The sequence below is a fragment of the Mesorhizobium sp. L48C026A00 genome (genome assembly GCF_000502375.1).
In the GTDB taxonomy this organism is placed as follows: Bacteria; Pseudomonadota; Alphaproteobacteria; order Rhizobiales; family Rhizobiaceae; genus Mesorhizobium; species Mesorhizobium muleiense.
In genome coordinates, this window is record NZ_AYWU01000007.1 from 290,263 (window position 1) to 308,949 (window position 18,687).

The 18,687-nt window shown below is 62.5% G+C and carries 18 protein-coding genes; 8 read left to right on the forward strand and 10 right to left on the reverse strand.

Annotation, left to right across the window (positions count from 1 at the left end):
* Positions 1-12: 12 nt before the first annotated feature.
* Positions 13-147 (reverse strand): hypothetical protein, encoded by a 135-nt coding sequence (locus X738_RS88360; protein ID WP_023799246.1) that lies wholly within the window; start codon positions 145-147, stop codon positions 13-15.
* Positions 148-390: 243 nt separating this feature from the next.
* On the opposite strand from X738_RS88360, the gene X738_RS57935 reads away from it, so the two are divergent.
* A complete protein-coding gene (locus X738_RS57935) occupies positions 391-1,647 on the forward strand; it encodes an SAM-dependent methyltransferase (RefSeq protein WP_023799247.1) in 1,257 nt (418 codons plus the stop codon).
* A gap of 207 nt (positions 1,648-1,854) precedes the next feature.
* Here the strand turns inward: X738_RS57935 and X738_RS57940 are convergent, their stop codons facing one another.
* Positions 1,855-3,120: an NAD(P)/FAD-dependent oxidoreductase gene (locus X738_RS57940; protein WP_023799248.1), complete on the reverse strand. Its 1,266-nt coding sequence runs from the start codon at positions 3,118-3,120 to the stop codon at positions 1,855-1,857.
* A 241-nt stretch (positions 3,121-3,361) separates the two neighbouring features.
* Between X738_RS57940 and X738_RS57945 the strand changes: the two genes are divergently transcribed.
* The gene (locus X738_RS57945; RefSeq protein WP_023799249.1) at positions 3,362-4,018 is read left to right on the forward strand and encodes a 5-formyltetrahydrofolate cyclo-ligase; all 657 of its coding nucleotides are present in this window, start codon (positions 3,362-3,364) and stop codon (positions 4,016-4,018) included.
* On the opposite strand, the gene X738_RS57950 is transcribed toward X738_RS57945, so the two are convergent.
* A complete protein-coding gene (locus X738_RS57950; RefSeq protein WP_023799250.1) occupies positions 4,015-4,488 on the reverse strand; it encodes an Lrp/AsnC family transcriptional regulator in 474 nt (157 codons plus the stop codon). The genes X738_RS57945 and X738_RS57950 overlap by 4 nt on opposite strands.
* A gap of 159 nt (positions 4,489-4,647) precedes the next feature.
* Between X738_RS57950 and ald the strand changes: the two genes are divergently transcribed.
* A complete protein-coding gene (gene ald / locus X738_RS57955; RefSeq protein WP_023799251.1) occupies positions 4,648-5,763 on the forward strand; it encodes an alanine dehydrogenase in 1,116 nt (371 codons plus the stop codon).
* Between the two features lie 201 nt (positions 5,764-5,964).
* The gene (locus tag X738_RS57960; protein ID WP_023799252.1) at positions 5,965-7,266 is read left to right on the forward strand and encodes an outer membrane protein; all 1,302 of its coding nucleotides are present in this window, start codon (positions 5,965-5,967) and stop codon (positions 7,264-7,266) included.
* A 221-nt stretch (positions 7,267-7,487) separates the two neighbouring features.
* On the opposite strand, the gene X738_RS57965 is transcribed toward X738_RS57960, so the two are convergent.
* The 6 genes from X738_RS57965 to X738_RS57990 form a co-directional block, all read right to left on the reverse strand.
* Positions 7,488-7,955 (reverse strand): DUF1203 domain-containing protein, encoded by a 468-nt coding sequence (locus X738_RS57965; protein WP_023799253.1) that lies wholly within the window; start codon positions 7,953-7,955, stop codon positions 7,488-7,490.
* A 77-nt stretch (positions 7,956-8,032) separates the two neighbouring features.
* On the reverse strand, positions 8,033-8,839 hold the full coding sequence (dapB, locus tag X738_RS57970; RefSeq protein WP_023799254.1) for a 4-hydroxy-tetrahydrodipicolinate reductase: 807 nt from the start codon (positions 8,837-8,839) through the stop codon (positions 8,033-8,035).
* A gap of 112 nt (positions 8,840-8,951) precedes the next feature.
* Positions 8,952-9,515, reverse strand: a complete 564-nt coding sequence (locus tag X738_RS57975; protein WP_023799255.1) for a GNAT family N-acetyltransferase — start codon at positions 9,513-9,515, stop codon at positions 8,952-8,954.
* Positions 9,516-9,520: 5 nt separating this feature from the next.
* Complete coding sequence (sseA, locus tag X738_RS57980; protein WP_023799256.1) at positions 9,521-10,372, reverse strand: 3-mercaptopyruvate sulfurtransferase; 852 nt, start codon at positions 10,370-10,372, stop codon at positions 9,521-9,523.
* A gap of 51 nt (positions 10,373-10,423) precedes the next feature.
* Positions 10,424-11,167, reverse strand: coding sequence for an alanyl-tRNA editing protein (locus tag X738_RS57985; protein WP_023799257.1), 744 nt, complete (start codon positions 11,165-11,167; stop codon positions 10,424-10,426).
* Positions 11,167-12,276: a cysteine synthase A gene (locus X738_RS57990; RefSeq protein ID WP_023799258.1), complete on the reverse strand. Its 1,110-nt coding sequence runs from the start codon at positions 12,274-12,276 to the stop codon at positions 11,167-11,169. Before X738_RS57990 ends, X738_RS57985 begins: the two co-directional genes overlap by 1 nt.
* Positions 12,277-12,490: 214 nt before the next feature.
* Between X738_RS57990 and X738_RS57995 the strand changes: the two genes are divergently transcribed.
* Both X738_RS57995 and X738_RS58000 read left to right on the forward strand, forming a co-directional pair.
* The gene (locus tag X738_RS57995) at positions 12,491-13,312 is read left to right on the forward strand and encodes an SDR family oxidoreductase (protein ID WP_023799259.1); all 822 of its coding nucleotides are present in this window, start codon (positions 12,491-12,493) and stop codon (positions 13,310-13,312) included.
* Positions 13,313-13,407: 95 nt separating this feature from the next.
* On the forward strand, positions 13,408-14,382 hold the full coding sequence (locus X738_RS58000; protein ID WP_023799260.1) for an alpha/beta hydrolase: 975 nt from the start codon (positions 13,408-13,410) through the stop codon (positions 14,380-14,382).
* Between the two features lie 101 nt (positions 14,383-14,483).
* Here X738_RS58000 and X738_RS58005 read toward each other — a convergent pair whose 3' ends face one another.
* Complete coding sequence (locus tag X738_RS58005; RefSeq protein ID WP_245277658.1) at positions 14,484-15,905, reverse strand: DEAD/DEAH box helicase; 1,422 nt, start codon at positions 15,903-15,905, stop codon at positions 14,484-14,486.
* Between the two features lie 584 nt (positions 15,906-16,489).
* Here X738_RS58005 and X738_RS58010 point away from each other — a divergent pair.
* The gene (locus tag X738_RS58010; protein WP_023799262.1) at positions 16,490-16,777 is read left to right on the forward strand and encodes a GIY-YIG nuclease family protein; all 288 of its coding nucleotides are present in this window, start codon (positions 16,490-16,492) and stop codon (positions 16,775-16,777) included.
* A gap of 363 nt (positions 16,778-17,140) precedes the next feature.
* On the forward strand, positions 17,141-18,673 hold the full coding sequence (locus tag X738_RS58015) for an acyl-CoA carboxylase subunit beta (RefSeq protein ID WP_023799263.1): 1,533 nt from the start codon (positions 17,141-17,143) through the stop codon (positions 18,671-18,673).
* The last annotated feature ends 14 nt before the right edge of the window (positions 18,674-18,687 follow it).

Below are 18,687 nucleotides of genomic sequence, written 5' to 3' on the forward strand. Positions count from 1 at the left end.
AGGCGAGGAAACCTACATCATGCTGGTGATGTAGCGCACGATGCGGTTAATCTCCCTGACCGTGGTGTCGAGATAGCTGCCCTGATTGTAGAGCCCGTCCCAGATCAGGAAGAACGTGACGGCGCAGATGACGATGACATAACGCATGGCTAAAACTACTGCATCCGGGTGGCTGCAACCATAGTGATTCCGGCGTTGATCAGCGCCCTCCCCCAAAATCTTTCCATGATCCGTGCTCGCTTGCCTTGGCTCTTGAAGTTCCCCTTGATGACGTGAAAGATTGCTGCGGGGATTCATCGGGAAGCGGCGTTCGCGCCCTGCCGATGAACTGCGAGAGAGTTGGAAACCGGCGATTTTGCGCCGGCGCCGCAGAAGTCCCGGGGGCGTGACATGGCTCACAAGGAAGACACCGGCGTTGCGTCGGGCGACGCGGTCAGATTGGACGAATTCAATTTCGCCGAGACCGTCAAAGGCCTGCCGGCCAAGGCGCGCATGGTGCTGTCGGCGGCGATGAACCTGCAGCGTGGCTCGCTCAAGGTGAGGATGCCGGACGGCCGCGCCGTCCTCGTCGGCGGCAAGGGCCCGGGTCCGGACGCCGAACTGGTGCTCAAGAACTGGCGCTTGCCCGGCCGCGCCTTCACCGGCGGCACCATCGGCATCGCCGAATCCTACATCGACGGCGATTGGGACAGCCCCGATGTGACCAGTTTCCTCGAACTGTTCGTAGTCAATTCAGAAATCGGAGAGCGCATCGCCGGCGGCGCCAGTTGGTTGATCAACGCCGTCCAGCGTGTCCGCCACTGGTTCAACCAAAACACCCGCACCGGCTCGAAGCGCAACATTTCGGCGCATTACGATCTCGGCAACGCCTTTTACAAGGAATGGCTGGATCCGAGCATGACCTATTCGTCGGCGCTCTATGCGGCTGGCGCCAACGATCTGGAAAGCGCGCAAGCCGCCAAATATCGCGCGCTGGCCAAGGACACGGGCATCGGCGCGAACGACCACGTGCTTGAAATCGGTTGCGGCTGGGGCGGTTTTGCCGAATTCGCCGCGCGCGAGATCGGCTGCCGCGTCACCGGGCTGACGATCAGCCGCGAGCAGCATGACTTCGCCAGAGCACGCGTCCAGAAGGCTGGATTTGCCGACAAGATCGACATCAAGCTGCAGGACTACCGCGACGAAACCGGTTCCTACGACCGCATCGCCTCGATCGAGATGTTCGAGGCGGTCGGCGAAAAGTACTGGCCCGTGTTTTTCGGCAAGATGAAGGATTGCCTGCGGCCTGGCGGCACCGCCGGCCTGCAGATCATCACCATCAACGAGAAAGCCTACGATACCTATCGCGCCCGGCCGGATTTCATCCAGCGTTACGTCTTCCCGGGCGGCATGCTGCCGACGCCGTCGATCCTGAAAACGCTCGGCAAAGACCATGGCCTTGCTCATCTGCGCGAGCGCATTTTCCCGGACGACTATGCCCGCACGCTCGCCGAATGGCGCCACCGTTTTTGTGGGTCATGGGAAAAGATCGTCCCGCTCGGTTTCGACGACCGCTTCAAGAAGCTCTGGGAGTTTTACCTGCATTATTGCGAAGCCGGCTTCCGCGCCAGCTACATCGATGTCCGCCAGGTGGTTTACAGGGCTTAGGGTGGCGACGACTAATTTCCGCATGGGATCAATTGGTTCTCCGTCGAACATCAAGTCGATGATGCGGTTCGAGGCGGCTGCTGTTCAACGACGTGCCAGCCTTCAACAGCGTGCCAAGTCCTGACCGAAGCAGAGCTTCGCGCCTGAATCCGGTCGAGTCCATAAGGGAACAGATGACGTGCGGATGCATGTGCGCGGGCGGAGACGTCAGTTCCTGTCGTCGTCGCCTTGGGTGATCAGCCGCGCGCTGCGCTGCCCTGTCAGGTAGATCCATAGCCAGCTCAGCGAAACCGCAAGCCGGTTACGGAAGCCGATCAGGAAATAGATGTGCGCCAGGCCCCAAAGCCACCAGGCCAGCCGGCCGGTGAGCTTGATCCAGCCGAAATCGATCGCGGCGGCGCGCTTGCCGATCGTCGCCAGATCGCCGTCATGCCTGTAGCGGAAAGGCCGCGGGGCTGCGTCGCCGGCAAGCCGGGCCTTGATCGTCGCGGCGACATGCCGGCCCTGCTGCTTGGCGGCGGGTGCTACGCCGGGCACCATGCGGCCATCCGGCCGCAGGACGTGTGCAGCGTCACCGACGACGAAAATCTCCGGGTTGCCCGGCACGGTCAGATCAGGCTCGACCAGCACCCTGCCCGCGCGGTCCGCTGCCGCCCCCAGCCATTCGGCGGCCGGCGAAGCGGCGACGCCTGCTGCCCACAGGATAGTCCTGGCCGGCAGATGCGTTTCACCGAAGACGACACCCTCCGCGTCGCAACGTGTCACGGGCCGACCGAGTTCGACCGTCACGCCAAGCCGCTCGAGCGCCTTGCTGGCATAGTCGGAGAGTTCCGGCGCGAAATTGGGAAGGATACGGTCGCCGGCCTCGATCAGCACCACGCGCGTCTGCCGCGTATCGATGTTGCGGAACTCGCCGCGCAGCATCTCGTGCGCCAGTTCGACAATGGTGCCGGCCAGTTCCACGCCGGTCGGTCCGCCACCGACGATCGCCAATGTCAGCAGCGCCTGGCGCCTGGCGGGATCACTTTCCCGCTCGGCCTGCTCGAAGGCGAGCAGAATGCGCCGTCGAATGGTGGTGGCGTCCTCCAGCGTCTTTAGCCCCGGTGCGAAAGGCTCCCATTCGTCATGGCCGAAATAGGCGTGGCGGGCGCCGGTGGCCAGCAGCAGCGTGTCGTAGGCGATCGCGTCGCCATCATCGAGCAGCACATTTTTGCCGGCGCGGTCGACGCCGCTGACAGTGGCGAGCAGTGTCGTCACATCCTTGCGCTTGCGCAGAAGATGGCGGATCGGCCAGGCGACTTCCGAGGTCGCCAGCGCCGTAGTCGCCACCTGATAGAGCAGCGGCTGGAAAAGATGATGGTTGCGCTTGTCGATCATGGTGATGCGCACCGGCGCACCGTCAAGCGCGCGGGTGAATTCGAGACCCCCAAAGCCCGCCCCGACGACGACGACATGATGTCTGGTTTCGTTCATCTCATTCACTCCGGGAGCAGGCTGGCCGGGAGCAGGTTGGCCGGGAGAGCAGGTGGGCCGTGAGGGCAGTTGGCCGTGAGGGCAGACTGGGGAGCAATTTCGCCAAGGCTGATGTAGCTACTTTTGTGCACCGCAACAACATCCGACTTTGCCTACTGCCGGCCCTAACATGTCGCTGTTGTACATGCCCCATCCTGCCGCCGAGTATAATTTCATCGAAAGCAGACGAAAGGAGAGGAACTTGGCTAGCGATCATGACGACGGTCCGGGGCGATATTCCTCGCCGCCTTGCTTCATGCACGAGTTCGACCCGGAATTCCGGCCGCCCCTATCCGATTGGAACGACGTGAAACGATGGCGCAAGGCCGAGCGCGAGCGGCTGATTGCGGCCCGCCTGGCTGTCCCGGCTGACGTGCGGACGGCAATGTCGCAGCGCATCGGCGAAAGCCTCGACGCGATGATCGGCGACATTGCCGGCCGCATGGTCAGCCTCTACTGGCCGTTCCGCGGCGAGCCGGATTTGCGGGCCTGGATGGCTTCCGTCAGTGACCGCGGCGGCCGTACCGCGCTGCCTGTTGTCGTCGAAAAAGCCCGCCCGCTTATCTTTCGCGCCTACGTTCCGGGCGATCGGCTGGAAAAAGGTGTCTGGAATATCCCGATCCCGGCTGAAGGCGATCCGGTGCTGCCCGACATCGTCATCTCGCCGATCGTCGGCATCGATCCGGGACAGTATCGGCTGGGCTATGGCGGCGGCTTCTTCGACCGCACGCTGGCGGCGATGCCGTTCAAGCCGCTGGTCATCGGTGTCGGCTACGAACTGCAGCGCATCGCCACCATCTACCCGCAGCCGCATGATATCCCGATGGACCGGGTGGTAACGGAGGCTTTCAAAGCCTAGGCAAGTTCCGGCTTCATCCCGACCGCCGTCCGGTCGACGATCTCGCGCAAGGCGAACGACGAGTTGATCTTCGTCACATGCGGCATTGCCGACAGCCATTCCTTGTGGATGCGCTCATAGTCGACGAGGTCCTTTGCCGCGATGCGCAGGATATAATCGTATTCACCCGACATCAGGTGGCAGGACAACACATTCGGGCAGCGCTTTATCGCCGCCTCGAAATCCGACAGTGTCTTTTCGAATTGCCCCGACAGCGATATATGCACGATCGCCGTCATCTGGTGGCCAAGAGCGGCATTGGAAAGCCGGGCGTGGTAGCCGCGGATGGTTCCGGATTTCTCCAGATTGTCGAGCCGCCGCGAGCAGGCCGACTGCGACAGGCCGACCTTCTCGGCAAGCGCCGCGTTGGGTATCCGCCCATCCCGTTGCAACGTTTCGAGGATGGCGATATCAATCCTGTCGAGCGGCATTTTTCGGGATTCCTGCGACAATCCAGCTGTTTTACGCAACGATTATCGAACCGCACCGTCTTGCGCAAGCGTATTCGCAAACACCTACGCGACGATTCGTGGTTCACTGTCTCTCAACAGCGAACATGCCCCAAAAGGCTGGATCAGGAGGAGAAGAAGATGCGCGTCGGCTGCCCCCGGGAAATCAAGAACCACGAATACCGCGTCGGCCTGACGCCGGGATCGGTCCGCGAATATGTCGCGCATGGCCACGAAGTGCTGGTCGAGACCGGCGCCGGCGCCGGCATCGGCGCCGACGACAACGCCTATCGCGCCGCCGGCGCCACCATCGCCAAGACGGCCGCCGACGTGTTTGCCAAGTCCGACATGATCGTCAAGGTCAAGGAGCCGCAGCCCAACGAATGGGTCCAGCTCCGTGACGGCCAGATCCTCTACACCTATCTCCATCTCGCTCCGGATCCGGAGCAGACCAGGGGCCTGCTGGCCTCGGGCGTGACGGCCATCGCCTACGAGACGGTCACCGACGACCGCGGCGGCCTGCCGCTGCTGGCGCCGATGTCGGAAGTCGCGGGCCGCTTGTCGATCCAGGCGGGCGCCACCGCGCTGCAGAAGGCCAATGGCGGCCGCGGCGTTCTGCTCGGCGGCGTGCCCGGCGTGCTGCCTGGCAAGGTCACTGTGCTCGGCGGCGGCGTTGTCGGCCTGCATGCCGCACGGATGGCGGCCGGCCTTGGCGCCGACGTCACCATCATCGACCGCTCGATCCCGCGGCTGCGCCAACTCGACGATATCTTCGGCGGCCGCGTCCACACCCGCTACTCGACGGTCGAGGCGCTGGAAGAGGAATGTTTTTCGGCCGACATCGTCGTCGGCGCCGTGCTGATCCCGGGTGCCGCCGCGCCAAAACTCGTTTCGCGCGAAATGCTGTCGGGAATGAAGAAGGGCTCGGTGCTGGTCGATGTTGCCATCGACCAGGGCGGCTGCTTCGAGACCTCGCACGCCACAACTCATGCCGACCCGACCTATGAGGTCGACGGCGTCGTTCACTATTGCGTCGCCAACATGCCGGGCGCGGTGCCGGTCACCTCGGCTCAGGCGTTGAACAACGCGACGCTGCATTACGGCCTGCAGCTCGCCGACAAAGGCCTGAAGGCGCTGGTCGACGATCATCATTTGCGCAACGGCCTCAATGTCCACAAGGGCAAGATCACCAACCGCGCGGTGGCCGAATCGCTCGGCTATGAACTGGTCGAGCCGAAGGCCGTTCTCGCCGCCTGAACCCGCCGCTCGATCCTCTCCCGAAAGAGCCGCCGACGCCCCCGGCGGCTCTTTTTTCCACAAGAAAATTTCACGAATTGCGCTAGGCCGGGCGGCTTTACCCGTTTTGCTTGCAATGTGTCATTGTTGTGGCTTTTTTGTTACATCCGCCGGCGTGGGCAGGTGCTAGACGGCTGACGGGTTTTTCAAAAGGCAGGGGCAATGACCAGCAAACGATTCGCAAAATCTCTTCTTCTTGGCGCGGTTTCCGTACTGGCGCTCCGATCGGCTTCTCAGGCCGCCGACGCGCTTGTGCCGGTGGTCGAAACGTCGGCCTTCAACTGGAGTGGCATCTATGTCGGCTTCGGCGTTGGCGCCGGCGCCAATGTCCACGAGCTCAGCAGCGATTTCCTTCCGGGCTTCTCGTTGAACGGCATTGGTGGTGAAGGCGTATACGGTGAACTGACCGTTGGGTACGACTATATGGTGTCGCCGCGCTTCCTGATCGGCGGACTCCTGGACGCCCATATCGGCAACATTGAAACCACGCTCGATGTAGCTGGACTAGAGGCTTCGGTCCGCGAGACCTACGGTTTCGATGCTGGTCTGCGAGCCGGTTACCTGTTCACGCCGAACACGTTGGGCTATGTGCTCGGCGGCTATTCCTGGCAGAAATACAAACTCGACACCAACGCTGGTTTTGACCTGGATTGGGACCAGAGCGGTTACTTCGTCGGAGCCGGCGTTGAAACGGCCATCAACAGCAACTGGACCATCAAGACAGAATATCGCTATACCCGCTTCGGTACCAATGATGATCTGCTTTCCGAGTTCGGTTTGCCGGATGGCGCCCTCAATATCGACACGTCGCGGCATACGTTCCAGGTCGGGGCCAACTATCGCTTTGGCGCCCAGAATGGCGGCGTCGCCTCTTTTGAAGCGCCTGCCTACAACTGGACCGGCTTCTACGTCGGCGGCGCCGCCGGCGCGGGTGCGTCGGTGCATCAGATCGAGGTTCCGCCGCTTGGTGGGCTCGAGTTCAACGGGCTCGGCGGCGAAGGTGTGTTCGGCGAATTGAACGTCGGCTATGACCATGATTTCGGCAGCTGGGTCGCAGGTGTCATGGTGGATGCCCGCTACTCCGGCATGACTTCCGAGTTGGAACTTCCAGGCGGATCGATCAATCTGGATACCGATTACGGCTTCGATGTGCTTGCCCGCGTCGGTATGAAAGTCAACGAATCAACCCTCGCCTACGTGCTCGGTGGTTACAGTTGGCAGCACTTCGATCTGAACGCGTCTTCGCCGATCGGCGATATCCTCGATTGGGACTCCAGCGGCTTCTCGGTGGGTGGTGGTCTGGAAACGGCCATGTCCAGCAACGTGACCGTCGGCCTCGAGTACCGCTATTCGCAGTTCTCCGAGGAGGATTTCTCGTCGGAACTTGGGCTGCCGGACGACACTCTCACCTCGACGCCTTCGTTCCATACCGTCCGCATTGGTGCGAAGTACAAGTTCAACTAATTTTCGAGCCGTCCAGACAACAGTCAAAGCCCGTCGGTCATTCCGGCGGGCTTTTTCTTTGGGTAAAGAAATATAATGCAGGCAGCAAAAAAGCGGAGCCAAAGCCCCGCTTCCTCTGATATCGAGATCTCCCGCCGGTTCATCCGCGGTCGGCAAATCGATCGACAATCATTCCATAACGCGACATTGCGACAGGCGTACGACAGCTGCGACCGATCCGGTCACGCGCGCTCGATCCGGCACTGATAGCAGTTGTTGCGTGCCGAGCGAACATGCACATAGGCGATGTCGTCGCGCTCGAACAAACTCTCGGCCCGTGCCGCAATAGCGGCCGTTGGGATGACGCCGCCGCTGCCGTAGACGATGCGATCGTCGCTGCCGTAACCGCGCACGATGTAGTCGCTGCCTTCGAGAATTTCGGGAAGCGCCTCGGCCTCGGCAGCGCGCTCGCAAGGCTCGGCATGGAGGAAGATCGGGCCGGTCTCGGCATAAGGCTGCAATTGCGGGAATGGCCGATAAGCCAGGACAAGGTAGGCTTCTCCAGCGGCGACGTTCTTCAGGCAGTGGCGGCAAGGCACGCCGTCACCGTCGGATATTTTCCGCTCTGGGATCAGGCCATAGGCGTCCGGCCCGCCGCGCTGCAAAGCTCTGACGCCTTCCGTGGGCAAGGCCTTGAACTGGATGGTCATGGTGAAATCTCCGATGTCATCGACCGGAAATTACGTCGCTGCGCCAGCGCTTCCCACCCGATTCCTGCCAATCTGGATCAGTCCATCAGCGCGTCGAGACCGCGCACCAGCCCTGTGATCTCCTGTACCCGCCGGATGGCGAGCAGCGTCCCGGCCACATAAGGGGCAGCGGACGAGCCGGCGTCGTGGCGGATGGTCAGCCGCTCGTCGGGCAGGCCGAACAGCGCTTCGCAGGACAGGATGTAGGAAGGCAGGCGAAGCGCATGCACCTGCACCCCCTCGCCCGTGCCAACCGCCGCACCGCGCGTTCCCGGCACACCGGAGACCTCCGAGACCGGCCGCGCGGTCGAAGCCTTGCGGACATCGGCCAGCGCTTCGGCAAGCTCGCGCGCCGTGCCGGACGGCGCGTCGGGCTTTTTGGCGCTGGCATAGTCGATGACCTCGACATCCGGCACGTATTTCGCCGCCATCAGGGCAAACCGCTTCATCAGCGTGGCGGTGATCGAAAAATTGCCGGCGGCAATGACGCCGACACGATTGGCGCGGGCTGCAGCATCGATCTCGCCGAAATCGGCCGCACCCAGCCCCGAGGTGCCGATCACCACGTGCCGTCCGTTTTCGATGGCCAGCAGCGCATGGTCCTTCACGACATGCGGTTTGGTGTAGTCGAGCAGCACGTCCGAGGGCACCTCCATTGCCTCGGCCAGCGAGGCGGCAACGATGATGCCGTTTGCCGACAGGCCGACCAGCAGGCCTGAATCCTGCCCAGCGCCGCTGCGTGACACGGCACCGGCCAGCGCCATGTCGCCTTGCGCCCCGATCGCCGGAACCAGTGCCTTGCCGACCCAGCCGGTCGCACCGGCCATCACCACCCGAATCGTCATTGATCCTCCCATCGCCATTTCGAGCGCCACGCGTTCCCTTGGATGCGTGGCGAACGCTCCAACAGTTTGCCTCCGAGCTGAAGCATCGATGAAATTCAGTCTGCGGAGAAAATCATGGCCGCATGACGCTGGCCGCACGTTCGGCGAAGGTCATTGGATGCACCATCTCCTTCTTTTGCGCGACCGGTTCAAAGCCGAGCTTCTGATAGAGCGGCAATGCCGCCGGATGGTCGAGCGTGCAGGTCTGCACCGTCACCCGCCTTGGTCCGTGCGACCAGGCGGCGTCGATCGCCGCACCCAGGAACCAGCGGCCGATGCCTTGGCCGGTGGCGTGCTCCATCATGCCGAAATAGGCCAGTTCCACTTCTCCCGGCAGATGTGGCTTCAGGTCGAAAAAGCCGGCCGGCGAGCCGTCGAGATACAGCACCCTGATATCGCGGTCCTCGCGATGGATCCCGGCAGAAAGCTCCTCGTCGCTCAGCCTCAGCACATTGACCCAGTGCCATTTGCGGCCCACCCGATCCATCAAATAGCGGTAGAAATGCAGCGGAATGTCCTTGGTTTTTAGCAATGCGATCTGGCGGTTGTACGGCAGCGGCGGCGAATAGGCCGGCGGCGCATGCATTTCGAGAAACGTCACCGTGACCTCGATGTCGTCAAGCGCGCCGTTTTCCATCACAGTCAGTCCTTGCCCGTCACGACGGGCGTATCGCCAAGCCCACCCCATTCGGTCCATGAACCGTCGTAGAGCCTGTTGTCGGTGTGGCCTAGCGTCTCGAGCGCCAGCGTGATCGCCGCCGCCGTAACGCCTGAGCCGCAAGAGGTGACGACCGGCTTTGACAGGTCGATGCCGGCGTCCTCGATCACCTTGCGCAACCGGTCTTTCGACAGCAACTCGCCATCCTCGGCAAGCGCCGAAAACGGCGCATTGCGCGCGCCGGGCATATGGCCCGAGCGGACGCCGGCGCGAGGCTCCGGCTCGGTACCGGCAAACCGGCCAGGCGAACGCGCATCGGCGATCTGGCTTTCTCCGGTCTCGACGATCCGGCGCATGTCGGCCAGGCTGGCGACGCGAGCGGCATCGAAGTCGGCATGGAACACGCAAGGCGCGATCTTCGTCGGCTCCGCCGTCACCGGCCGTCCAGCCGCTTTCCAGCGATCGAAGCCGCCGTCCAATATGTAGACCTGGAACACCCCCATGACACGGAACATCCACCAGGCGCGCGGCGCCGAGAAGAAGCCCGGGCCGTCATAGACAACGATGGTGTCGTCGGCCGAAATGCCCATGGCGCCGACATACTGGGCGAAATGCTGCGGCGACGGCAGCGTGTGCGGCAGTGGGGAATCAGGATCCGAGATCGCATCGTGATCCAGGAAACGGGCGCCCGGAATGTGCGCTGCGTCATATTCGGCGCGCGCGTCGCGTTTCTGCGCCGGCAAATACCAGGACGCGTCGACGATGGTCAGGCCAGGCTCGCCGAGGCGCTTCTGCAACCAGTCCGCATCGACGGTGAAAGGGCTGTCTTCGGCCATTGTTCTTCTCCTGCCCGCCTTCGACAATCTGTTTATCAGGCCGGCTGTTTATCAGGCCGGCGGCATTGGTCCAAAGCGTATTCGGAAGCGCCGGTTCTCGCGACCCTTCTTCTCGATCTTGCCGATATGTATCTCGCCGACTTCTCCAGTGCTCTTCACATGAGTGCCGCCGCAAGGCTGGCTGTCGATCGAGGCGTTCTCGCCAATGCAGACCAAGCGGATCTTGCCCGTGCCGACCGGCGGCCGAACATTCTTCGATTTCACCAGTCCCGGATTGGCCGCCAACTCCTCGTCGGTGATCAGCCTGACAAAGACCGGGTGGTCGGCCCACACCAATTCCATCAGCCGGGCCGTCACGTCTTCCCTGGTGAAGCCGGCATCCGGAATATCGAAATCGATACGGCTGTCGTCCTCGGAAACCGAGGCACCGGTGATCGGGAACGGGCAGACGACGGTAAGCAAGTGGCAGGCTGTGTGCATGCGCATCAGAAGATGCCGCCTCTGCCAATCGAGGGCAAGCTTTACCGGCTCACCGACCTCAGGCACCGCCTGCTCAGGCGGCGGCACATGGATGATGTCATCCTTGGTCTCACCGGTGATGGTGGCGGCAACAGCGATCAGGCTGCCGTCGGCGCGTTCGAGGGTGCCCGTATCGCCAGGCTGCCCGCCCGACGTGGCATAGAAGATCGTCCGGTCCAGAATGATGCCGCCACGGTCGTTGACGGCGACAACCACGGCATCAGCCGTCCTGAGATAGGCGTCGTCGCGAAACAGGGCATCCGTCCTGTAAGCCATCACGCAACCTTTTCGAACGGCACCGAGATTGTGCTCCGCTGTTCCATCCAGCCCGGCACCGGCAGCTGCTTCTGACGCAGGAATTCCGGGTTGAACAATTTCGACTGATAGCGCGTGCCGTAGTCGCAAAGCACGGTCACGATGGTATGGCCGGGACCCATCTCACGTGCCAGCCGGATCGCGCCGGCAATGTTGATGCCGGTCGAGCCGCCGACGCACAGGCCTTCCTCCTGGATCAGGTCGAAGACGATCGGCAGTGCATCCTCGTCCGGAATCTGGAAGGAGAAATCCGGCGTGAACCCTTCCAGATTGGCGGTGACCCGCCCCTGCCCGATGCCTTCGGTGATCGAGCTGCCTTCGGATTTCAGCTCGCCGCTGGTGTAGAAACTGTAGAGCGCCGCACCGAGCGGATCGGCGAGCGCGATCTTGACGTCCTTGCTCCTGGCCTTGAGCCCGAAGGCGNTGTAGAGCGCCGCACCGAGCGGATCGGCGAGCGCGATCTTGACGTCCTTGCTCCTGGCCTTGAGCCCGAAGGCGACCCCTGCCAGTGTTCCGCCGGAGCCGACCGCCGAGACGAAACCATCGACCTTGCCGCCGGTCTGGGCCCAGATTTCTTCCGCCGTGGTGCGGGTATGGCCATCACGGTTGGCGACGTTGTCGAACTGATTGGCCCAGATCGCGCCGTTCGGCTCGGACCGGGCCATCTGCTCGGCCAGACGGCCCGACAGTTTCACATAATTGTTGGGGTTCTTGTAGGGAACGGCAGGCACCTCGATCAGCTCGGCGCCGAGCAATCTGATCGTGTCCTTCTTCTCCTGGCTTTGCGTCTCCGGGATGACGATTACGGTGCGGTAGCCAAGCGCCTTGGCAACCAGCGTCAATCCGATGCCGGTGTTGCCGGCCGTCCCCTCGACAATCACCCCGCCCGGCCTCAAAAGTCCGCGCTGCTCGGCGTCGCGGATGATGAACAGCGCGGCACGGTCCTTGACCGACTGGCCCGGATTCATGAATTCGGCCTTGCCCAGGATCTCGCAGCCGGTTTCTTCCGAGGCTTTGTTGAGGCGGATCAGAGGCGTATTGCCGATCGCTTCGATCACAGAACGGGGCATGGAGATTCCTTTATGCTTGCGGCCGAACCCTAGAAACCCGAAGCTTGGGTTTCAAGGCAAGAATTTGCCTGATCCAGCGGCATTTCCGGGCTGCAATTTCCTAAAACAGATGTTGCGTTGAGCCAATCATTGAAGCTCACCATTGAAAAGCGCTCTTTTCATCCGATTTCTTCACCGCTAGAGCACAGGCTAAGAAAAAGCCGCAGGGCATAGCATGACACTCTATCGGGCCGACCCGAAGCACGGCGTCGCCTGGATTACCGGCAGCAGCAGCGGCATCGGCCGTTCACTGGCCAAGGACCTTGCGGCGCAAGGCTATGTCGTCGCGGTGACGGCGCTCGACGACGATCCGATCGACACGCTTGTTGTCGAGACGGCGCAGATGCCGGGCCACGTCACGGCCTATCCTTGCGACGTCACCGACGAAGAACGCATGGCAAGGACGGTCGCGGCGATCGAGAAGGATCTCGGCCCGATCGTCTTGGCCGTGTTCAATGCCGGGAGCTATATTGCGACCGTCGGCGAAGACCTCACTGCCCGTGGATTTCGCCAGTCCTTCGATGTCAATTATTTCGGCATCATCAATGGCCTGGTGCCGGTCATCGAGCGCATGCGCGTCCGCGCGCGCGGCCATATCGTCCTGGTCGGTTCGGTCACTGCCTATTTCGGCTGGCCGACCACGGCCGCCTATGGCGGCACCAAGGCGGCGATCAATATCCTCGCCGAGTCGCTGAAGTACGATTTCGACAAGATGAACGTCCGCATCCAGGTGATAAACCCGGGCTTCGTCGACACCCCGCTGACCGAGAAGAATTTGCTGCCGATGCCCGGGCTGATGCCCGTCAATCGCGCCTCGCGCCGCATGGCGCGCGGCATCAAATCCGGCGGCTTCGAAGTCACCTTCCCGTGGCGCTTGTGCTGGGGCCTGAAGCTGCTCAGAATCCTGCCGAGACCGTTCTGCCGATGGGCCATCAGCACCGCGACCCGCTGGAAGGCGCGTCCGCTGAATTTCGACCGCAAGCCGCCGAGCGAATAGACCGGCCATCAAGTTGGCGCTCCCGCCGCCGGCGGGACGTCGTTGCCTGTTTGCCATCGTGGCCATAGGTTGAGATTAATTGCATGGAGTCTGCGATGGGGCGACGGATCGTGCTTGCGGTATTGGGTCTCGCCGTCATTCTCGTCCTTGCCTACGTCTTCGGCCCGCGCGCCCCAGCCGACATCACGATCCGCTTCGATCCTTCCGTGATCGGCGATGACCCGCAAGCCTACCTGGCACGCAAGGAGGCGGCCGTACCTGATATCCACGACGGGCTGGAAAAGGAAATCATCTGGGTCAATCCGATGGTTCACGCCAGGACGCCGCTGTCGATCGTCTATATCCACGGCTTTTCGGCGTCGAAGGGCGAGGTTCGTCCGCTTCCCGACGAGGTGGCCGAAGGGCTCGACGCCAATCTTTACTACACCCGTCTCACCGGTCACGGACAGGGCGGTGCCGCGATGGCGGACGGCAGCGTCAACGCCTGGATCAACGATTATGAGGAAGCGCTCGCCATCGGCCGAGCGATCGGCGACAAGGTGATCGTCATCGCCACCTCGACCGGCGGCTCGCTGGCAGCCTGGGCTGCGACGCAGCCGGGCGCATCGGACGGGGTGGCGGCCATAGCATTCATCTCGCCGAATTTCGGCGTCAAGGCTTCCGGCGCCGAACTTCTGACCATGCCGTGGGGCCGAGAGATCGCCGAGCTGGTCGCCGGCAAGGAGCGCAGCTTCGTGCCGCGCAATGCGCTGCACGAGAAATTCTGGACCTGGCGCTATCCGATCGCGGCGACGCTGCCGATGGTGGCGCTGACCGAGCTGGCCAATGGCGCGCCGGTGGAGAAGGCGACCATCCCTGCCCTGTTCATCTTTTCCGATTCGGACAAGATCGTGCGGCCGGACCGCACCCGCGACATCGCCGGGCGCTGGGGCGCGGCGCACGAACTGGTGCCGGTCGACGATACCGGCGATCGGGACAATCATGTCATTGCCGGAGACGCGCTGTCGCCAGCAACCACAGCTTTCCTGGCGCAGCGCATTGTCGTGTGGGTACAGGCGGTGGTGAAGTAGGTCTCAGGCGAAAAAGGCGACCGAAGCATCGCTCCGATCGCCTTTTTCAATTGTGAGCAGCCGGGCCGAGCCGACCGGCGCGGGCCGGATGCACTATCTGGTTACGCAGCCCGCGCTGCTGGCCGCTTGCCGCCGAAACGACGCTTGTTGTTGCCCTTGAACGCCTTGGCGCCTTCCGGCTTGCGCTCGCCGGCGAAGGCCGGCTTGTCGCCGAAGCGCTTGTTGCCGTTGTTGTGGCCGCCCGGCCGCCTGCCGTCGCGACGACCGCTGCGGTCGTTGGCCGGCTCGAAGCTGCGCTCGTTCTTTTCGGCAGGATTGCGCTGCGGGTCGGGACTGCCGAGATGATCGGCAACGATCGGCAGCTTGGTGCGGATGATGCGCTCGACCTGGCGCAGCTTGCTGTTCTCGGACGGGTCGCAAAGCGTGATGGCGATGCCGTCCATGCCGTTACGGCCGGTGCGGCCGATGCGGTGGACATAGCTCTCTGCCTCGTCCGGCAGGTCGAAATTCACCACATGGCTGATGCCGGGCACGTCGATGCCGCGCGCCGCGATATCGGTCGCAACAAGAATGCGCACCGAACCCTCGCGGAAATCGTTCAGCGCCTTCTGACGGGCGTTCTGCGACTTGTTGCCGTGGATGACGGCGGCCTTGAAGCCATCGCGCTCGAGATCCTTGGTCACCCTGTCGGCGCCATGCTTGGTGCGCGAAAAGATGATGACGGACTTCATCGCCTGGTCGGCGAGCATCGTCGCCAGAACCTGGCGCTTCTGCTTGGTGCGGGCAAAGACGACGCCCTGTACGATCTCGGCCGCCGCAGTGCTGTGCGGCGCCACTTCGACGCGGATCGGGTTCTTCAGCAGGCCTTTCGCCAGCTCGGCGATTTCGGCCGGCATGGTCGCCGAGAACAGCACCGTCTGACGGTCCGGCGCGGTCGCCCTGGCGATGCGCTTGACGTCGTTGATGAAGCCCATGTCGAGCATGCGGTCGCCTTCATCGAGCACCAGCCATTTGGTGTCGGCAAGCACGAGGTCGCCCTCACGCACCAGATCGGTCAGCCGGCCGGGCGTGGCAATCAAAATGTCGACGCCGGGAGCGATCTTCTTCACCTGGCTGAAGCGCGAGACGCCGCCAAGCACGAGTGCTGTCGAGACATGCGCGCCCTTGGCGAGCAGCTTGATCATCTCTTCGATCTGCACGGCGAGCTCACGCGTCGGCGCCAGGATCAGCGCACGAGCGGTCTTCGGCCGGCGCTTGGTGCCGAGCGCGATGATCTTCGACAGGATCGGCAGCGCGAACGCCGCGGTCTTGCCCGAACCGGTCTGGGCGATGCCGAAAATGTCACGGCCTTCCAGCTGCGGCGGGATCGCCTGGGCCTGGATCGGCTTCGGCTCGGTGAAGCCTGCGCCATGGGTCGCCTTGAGCAGCGCGCCCGTAATGCCAAGTGCTGCGAAACCCGAAAGTTCCCCAGTGTCTTTACCGGGCAGAGTGTTCTTGCCGGTCAGAGTGTTTTCGTTGGTCAAAATATTCTTCTTTCACGCGGCTCCTGGCCGCAAACATCGATGGCGGCAGGGCGCAACCTGCCGTCGAAAAAACTGTCATGAAAACGACAAGGCGGGCGGACGTTATCGTCCGCACGGCTGCGCTGTCGTGCCCGCAGGCATCATGCCACGGGGCTTTTTCGCCGCCTTGCCGATATGTCGGAAAGAGGGAAAACAGACGCAACCAGTCTCATTCGTCGAGAAGGCCGGATAGTCCGGCCCAAGCGCCTATGCCGCCGCATATGGCCCAGTTCGCCGCGAAATGCAAGGGCCGTCATGTTGCAGCGCAGCGAACCAGTCAAGAAGAGCAGCCGTGAACGTCTGCTCAAACTTCACCCGGCCATTCCCTCGCCCCATGCTGGACGAACAGAACTTCTATTTGAGTGTCTTTCACCCGATACGCTGGCGATTGGCCAGATCCAATCCGCGCCTTCGTCATCCTAGGGCGAAGCAAGGAGCGAAGCGACGCGGCGCAGACCCTAGGATCCATGCCGTTACCCAGGCCGAAAAATGCAGCGGCTCAGAATGGCGCTTGCGTCCGCAACGGTGCCAGCTAACCTTCTACCATGACCGGCTATGCCTACATGACCGCGAGCCAAAAGCGTGGCACGATCTACATCGGCGTCACCAACGACCTAGGCCGCCGCATGCCGGAGCATAAATCCGGCCAAGGCTCGCGCTTCACCAGCCGCTACGGCGCGCAGCGTCTGGTCTGGTACGAGGAGCACTTCGATATTCGAGACGCCATCCAGCGGGAGAAGTCGCTGAAGCGCTGGCCGCGCCAGTGGAAGATCGAGCTGATCGAGAAGGCCAATCCGGAGTGGTTCGAGCTTTTTCGCGGAACCGGGTGGTAGCGTTCGGTTCAGAGCCGCTGCATTCTTCGGCTGATGTCACGGAATGGATCCTAGGGTCTGCGCCGCGTCGCTTCGCTCCTTGCTCCGCCCTAGGATGACGAAGTGGAGGGATGCTTCGGCTAATCTCGAAGGTCAGTGATTTGCCGCTGAGATCGGCCCGTTTGCGGCGGACGCTGCCCCAGCAAGCGAAGCGAGAGCGGTTGGTAAGCCGCACCTAACAGACGGCCAGCTATGCCCGCCAGCGTATCGAGATCGGCGGCGAAAGCACGCCAGCGTTGCGAAAACAAAGCAGGCCGAAAAGCGGCGCTTGCGCTCGCTTACCGCCATGATTACCACAAATCAGCTTCTTTTGGGGATCGAGCGATGAAGGACGTGCTGAAGGAACTCGAGCGCCGCCGCGCCATGGCGCGCATGGGCGGTGGCAAGGCCCGTATCGACGCTCAGCACAAGAAGGGCAAACTCACCGCGCGCGAACGCATCGACGTCTTTCTCGACGAAGGCTCGTTCGAGGAGTTCGACATGTATGTCGAGCATCGCTCAACCGATTTCGGCATGGAAAAAACCAAGATCGCCGGCGACGGCGTCGTCACCGGCTGGGGTACCGTCAATGGCCGGCCGGTCTATGTCTTTGCCAAGGACTTTACCGTGTTCGGCGGCTCGCTGTCCGAGGCCCACGCCGAAAAGGTGGTCAAGGTGCAGGAGATGGCGCTGCGCAACCGCGCGCCGATCATCGGCCTCTACGACGCCGGCGGCGCCCGCATCCAGGAAGGCGTGGCAGCACTTGGCGGCTATGCCGAGATCTTCCAGCGCAATGTGCTCGCCTCCGGCGTCATCCCGCAGATTTCAGTGATCATGGGCCCTTGTGCCGGCGGCGACGTCTATTCGCCGGCAATGACCGACTTCATCTTCATGGTGCGCGGCACCTCCTACATGTTCGTCACCGGCCCGGACGTGGTGAAGACCGTCACCAACGAGACGGTAACCGCCGAGAGCCTCGGCGGCGCCTTGGTCCACACGACGAAGTCGTCGATCGCCGATGGCGCTTACGACAATGACGTCGAGGCGCTGCTGCAGATGCGCCGACTGGTCGATCTGCTGCCTGCCTCCAACACGGCTGAAATCCCCGAGATCGAGTGTTATCAGTCGGTCACCGATGACGATCTGTCGCTCGACCGACTGATCCCCGACAATGCCAATAAACCCTACGACATCAAGGAGTTGATCCTTAAAGTTGCCGATGAGGGTGATTTCTTCGAGATCCAGCAGGATTTTGCGAAAAACATCGTCACCGGTTTCGGGCGCGTCGAAGGGCGCACGGTTAGCTTCGTCGCCAACCAGCCGATGGTGCTGGCCGGCGTGCTCGATTCGGACGCCAGTCGCAAGGCGGCGCGGTTCGTGCGCTTCTGCGACTGTTTCTCGATTCCGATCGTCACCTTCGTCGACGTGCCAGGCTTCCTGCCCGGCACCGCACAGGAATATGGCGGCCTGATCAAGCACGGCGCCAAGCTCTTGTTCGCCTATGCCGAAGCGACCGTCCCGAAGATCACCGTGATCACCCGAAAAGCCTATGGCGGCGCTTATGACGTGATGGCGTCGAAGCATCTGCGCGGCGACATGAACTATGCCTGGCCGACGGCGCAGATCGCAGTGATGGGCGCCAGGGGCGCGGTCGAGATCATCTATCGCAAGGACATCGGCGATGCTGAGAAGATCGCAGCACATACAAAGGCTTACGAGGATCGCTTCCTGTCGCCCTTCGTCGCCGCCGAGCGCGGTTATGTCGACGAGGTGATCATGCCGCATTCGACCCGCCGCCGCATTGCGCGTGCGCTGCGCATGCTGCGCAACAAGGATATGCAGAACCCCTGGAAGAAGCACGACAACATTCCGTTGTGAGGCGCTGATGTCGC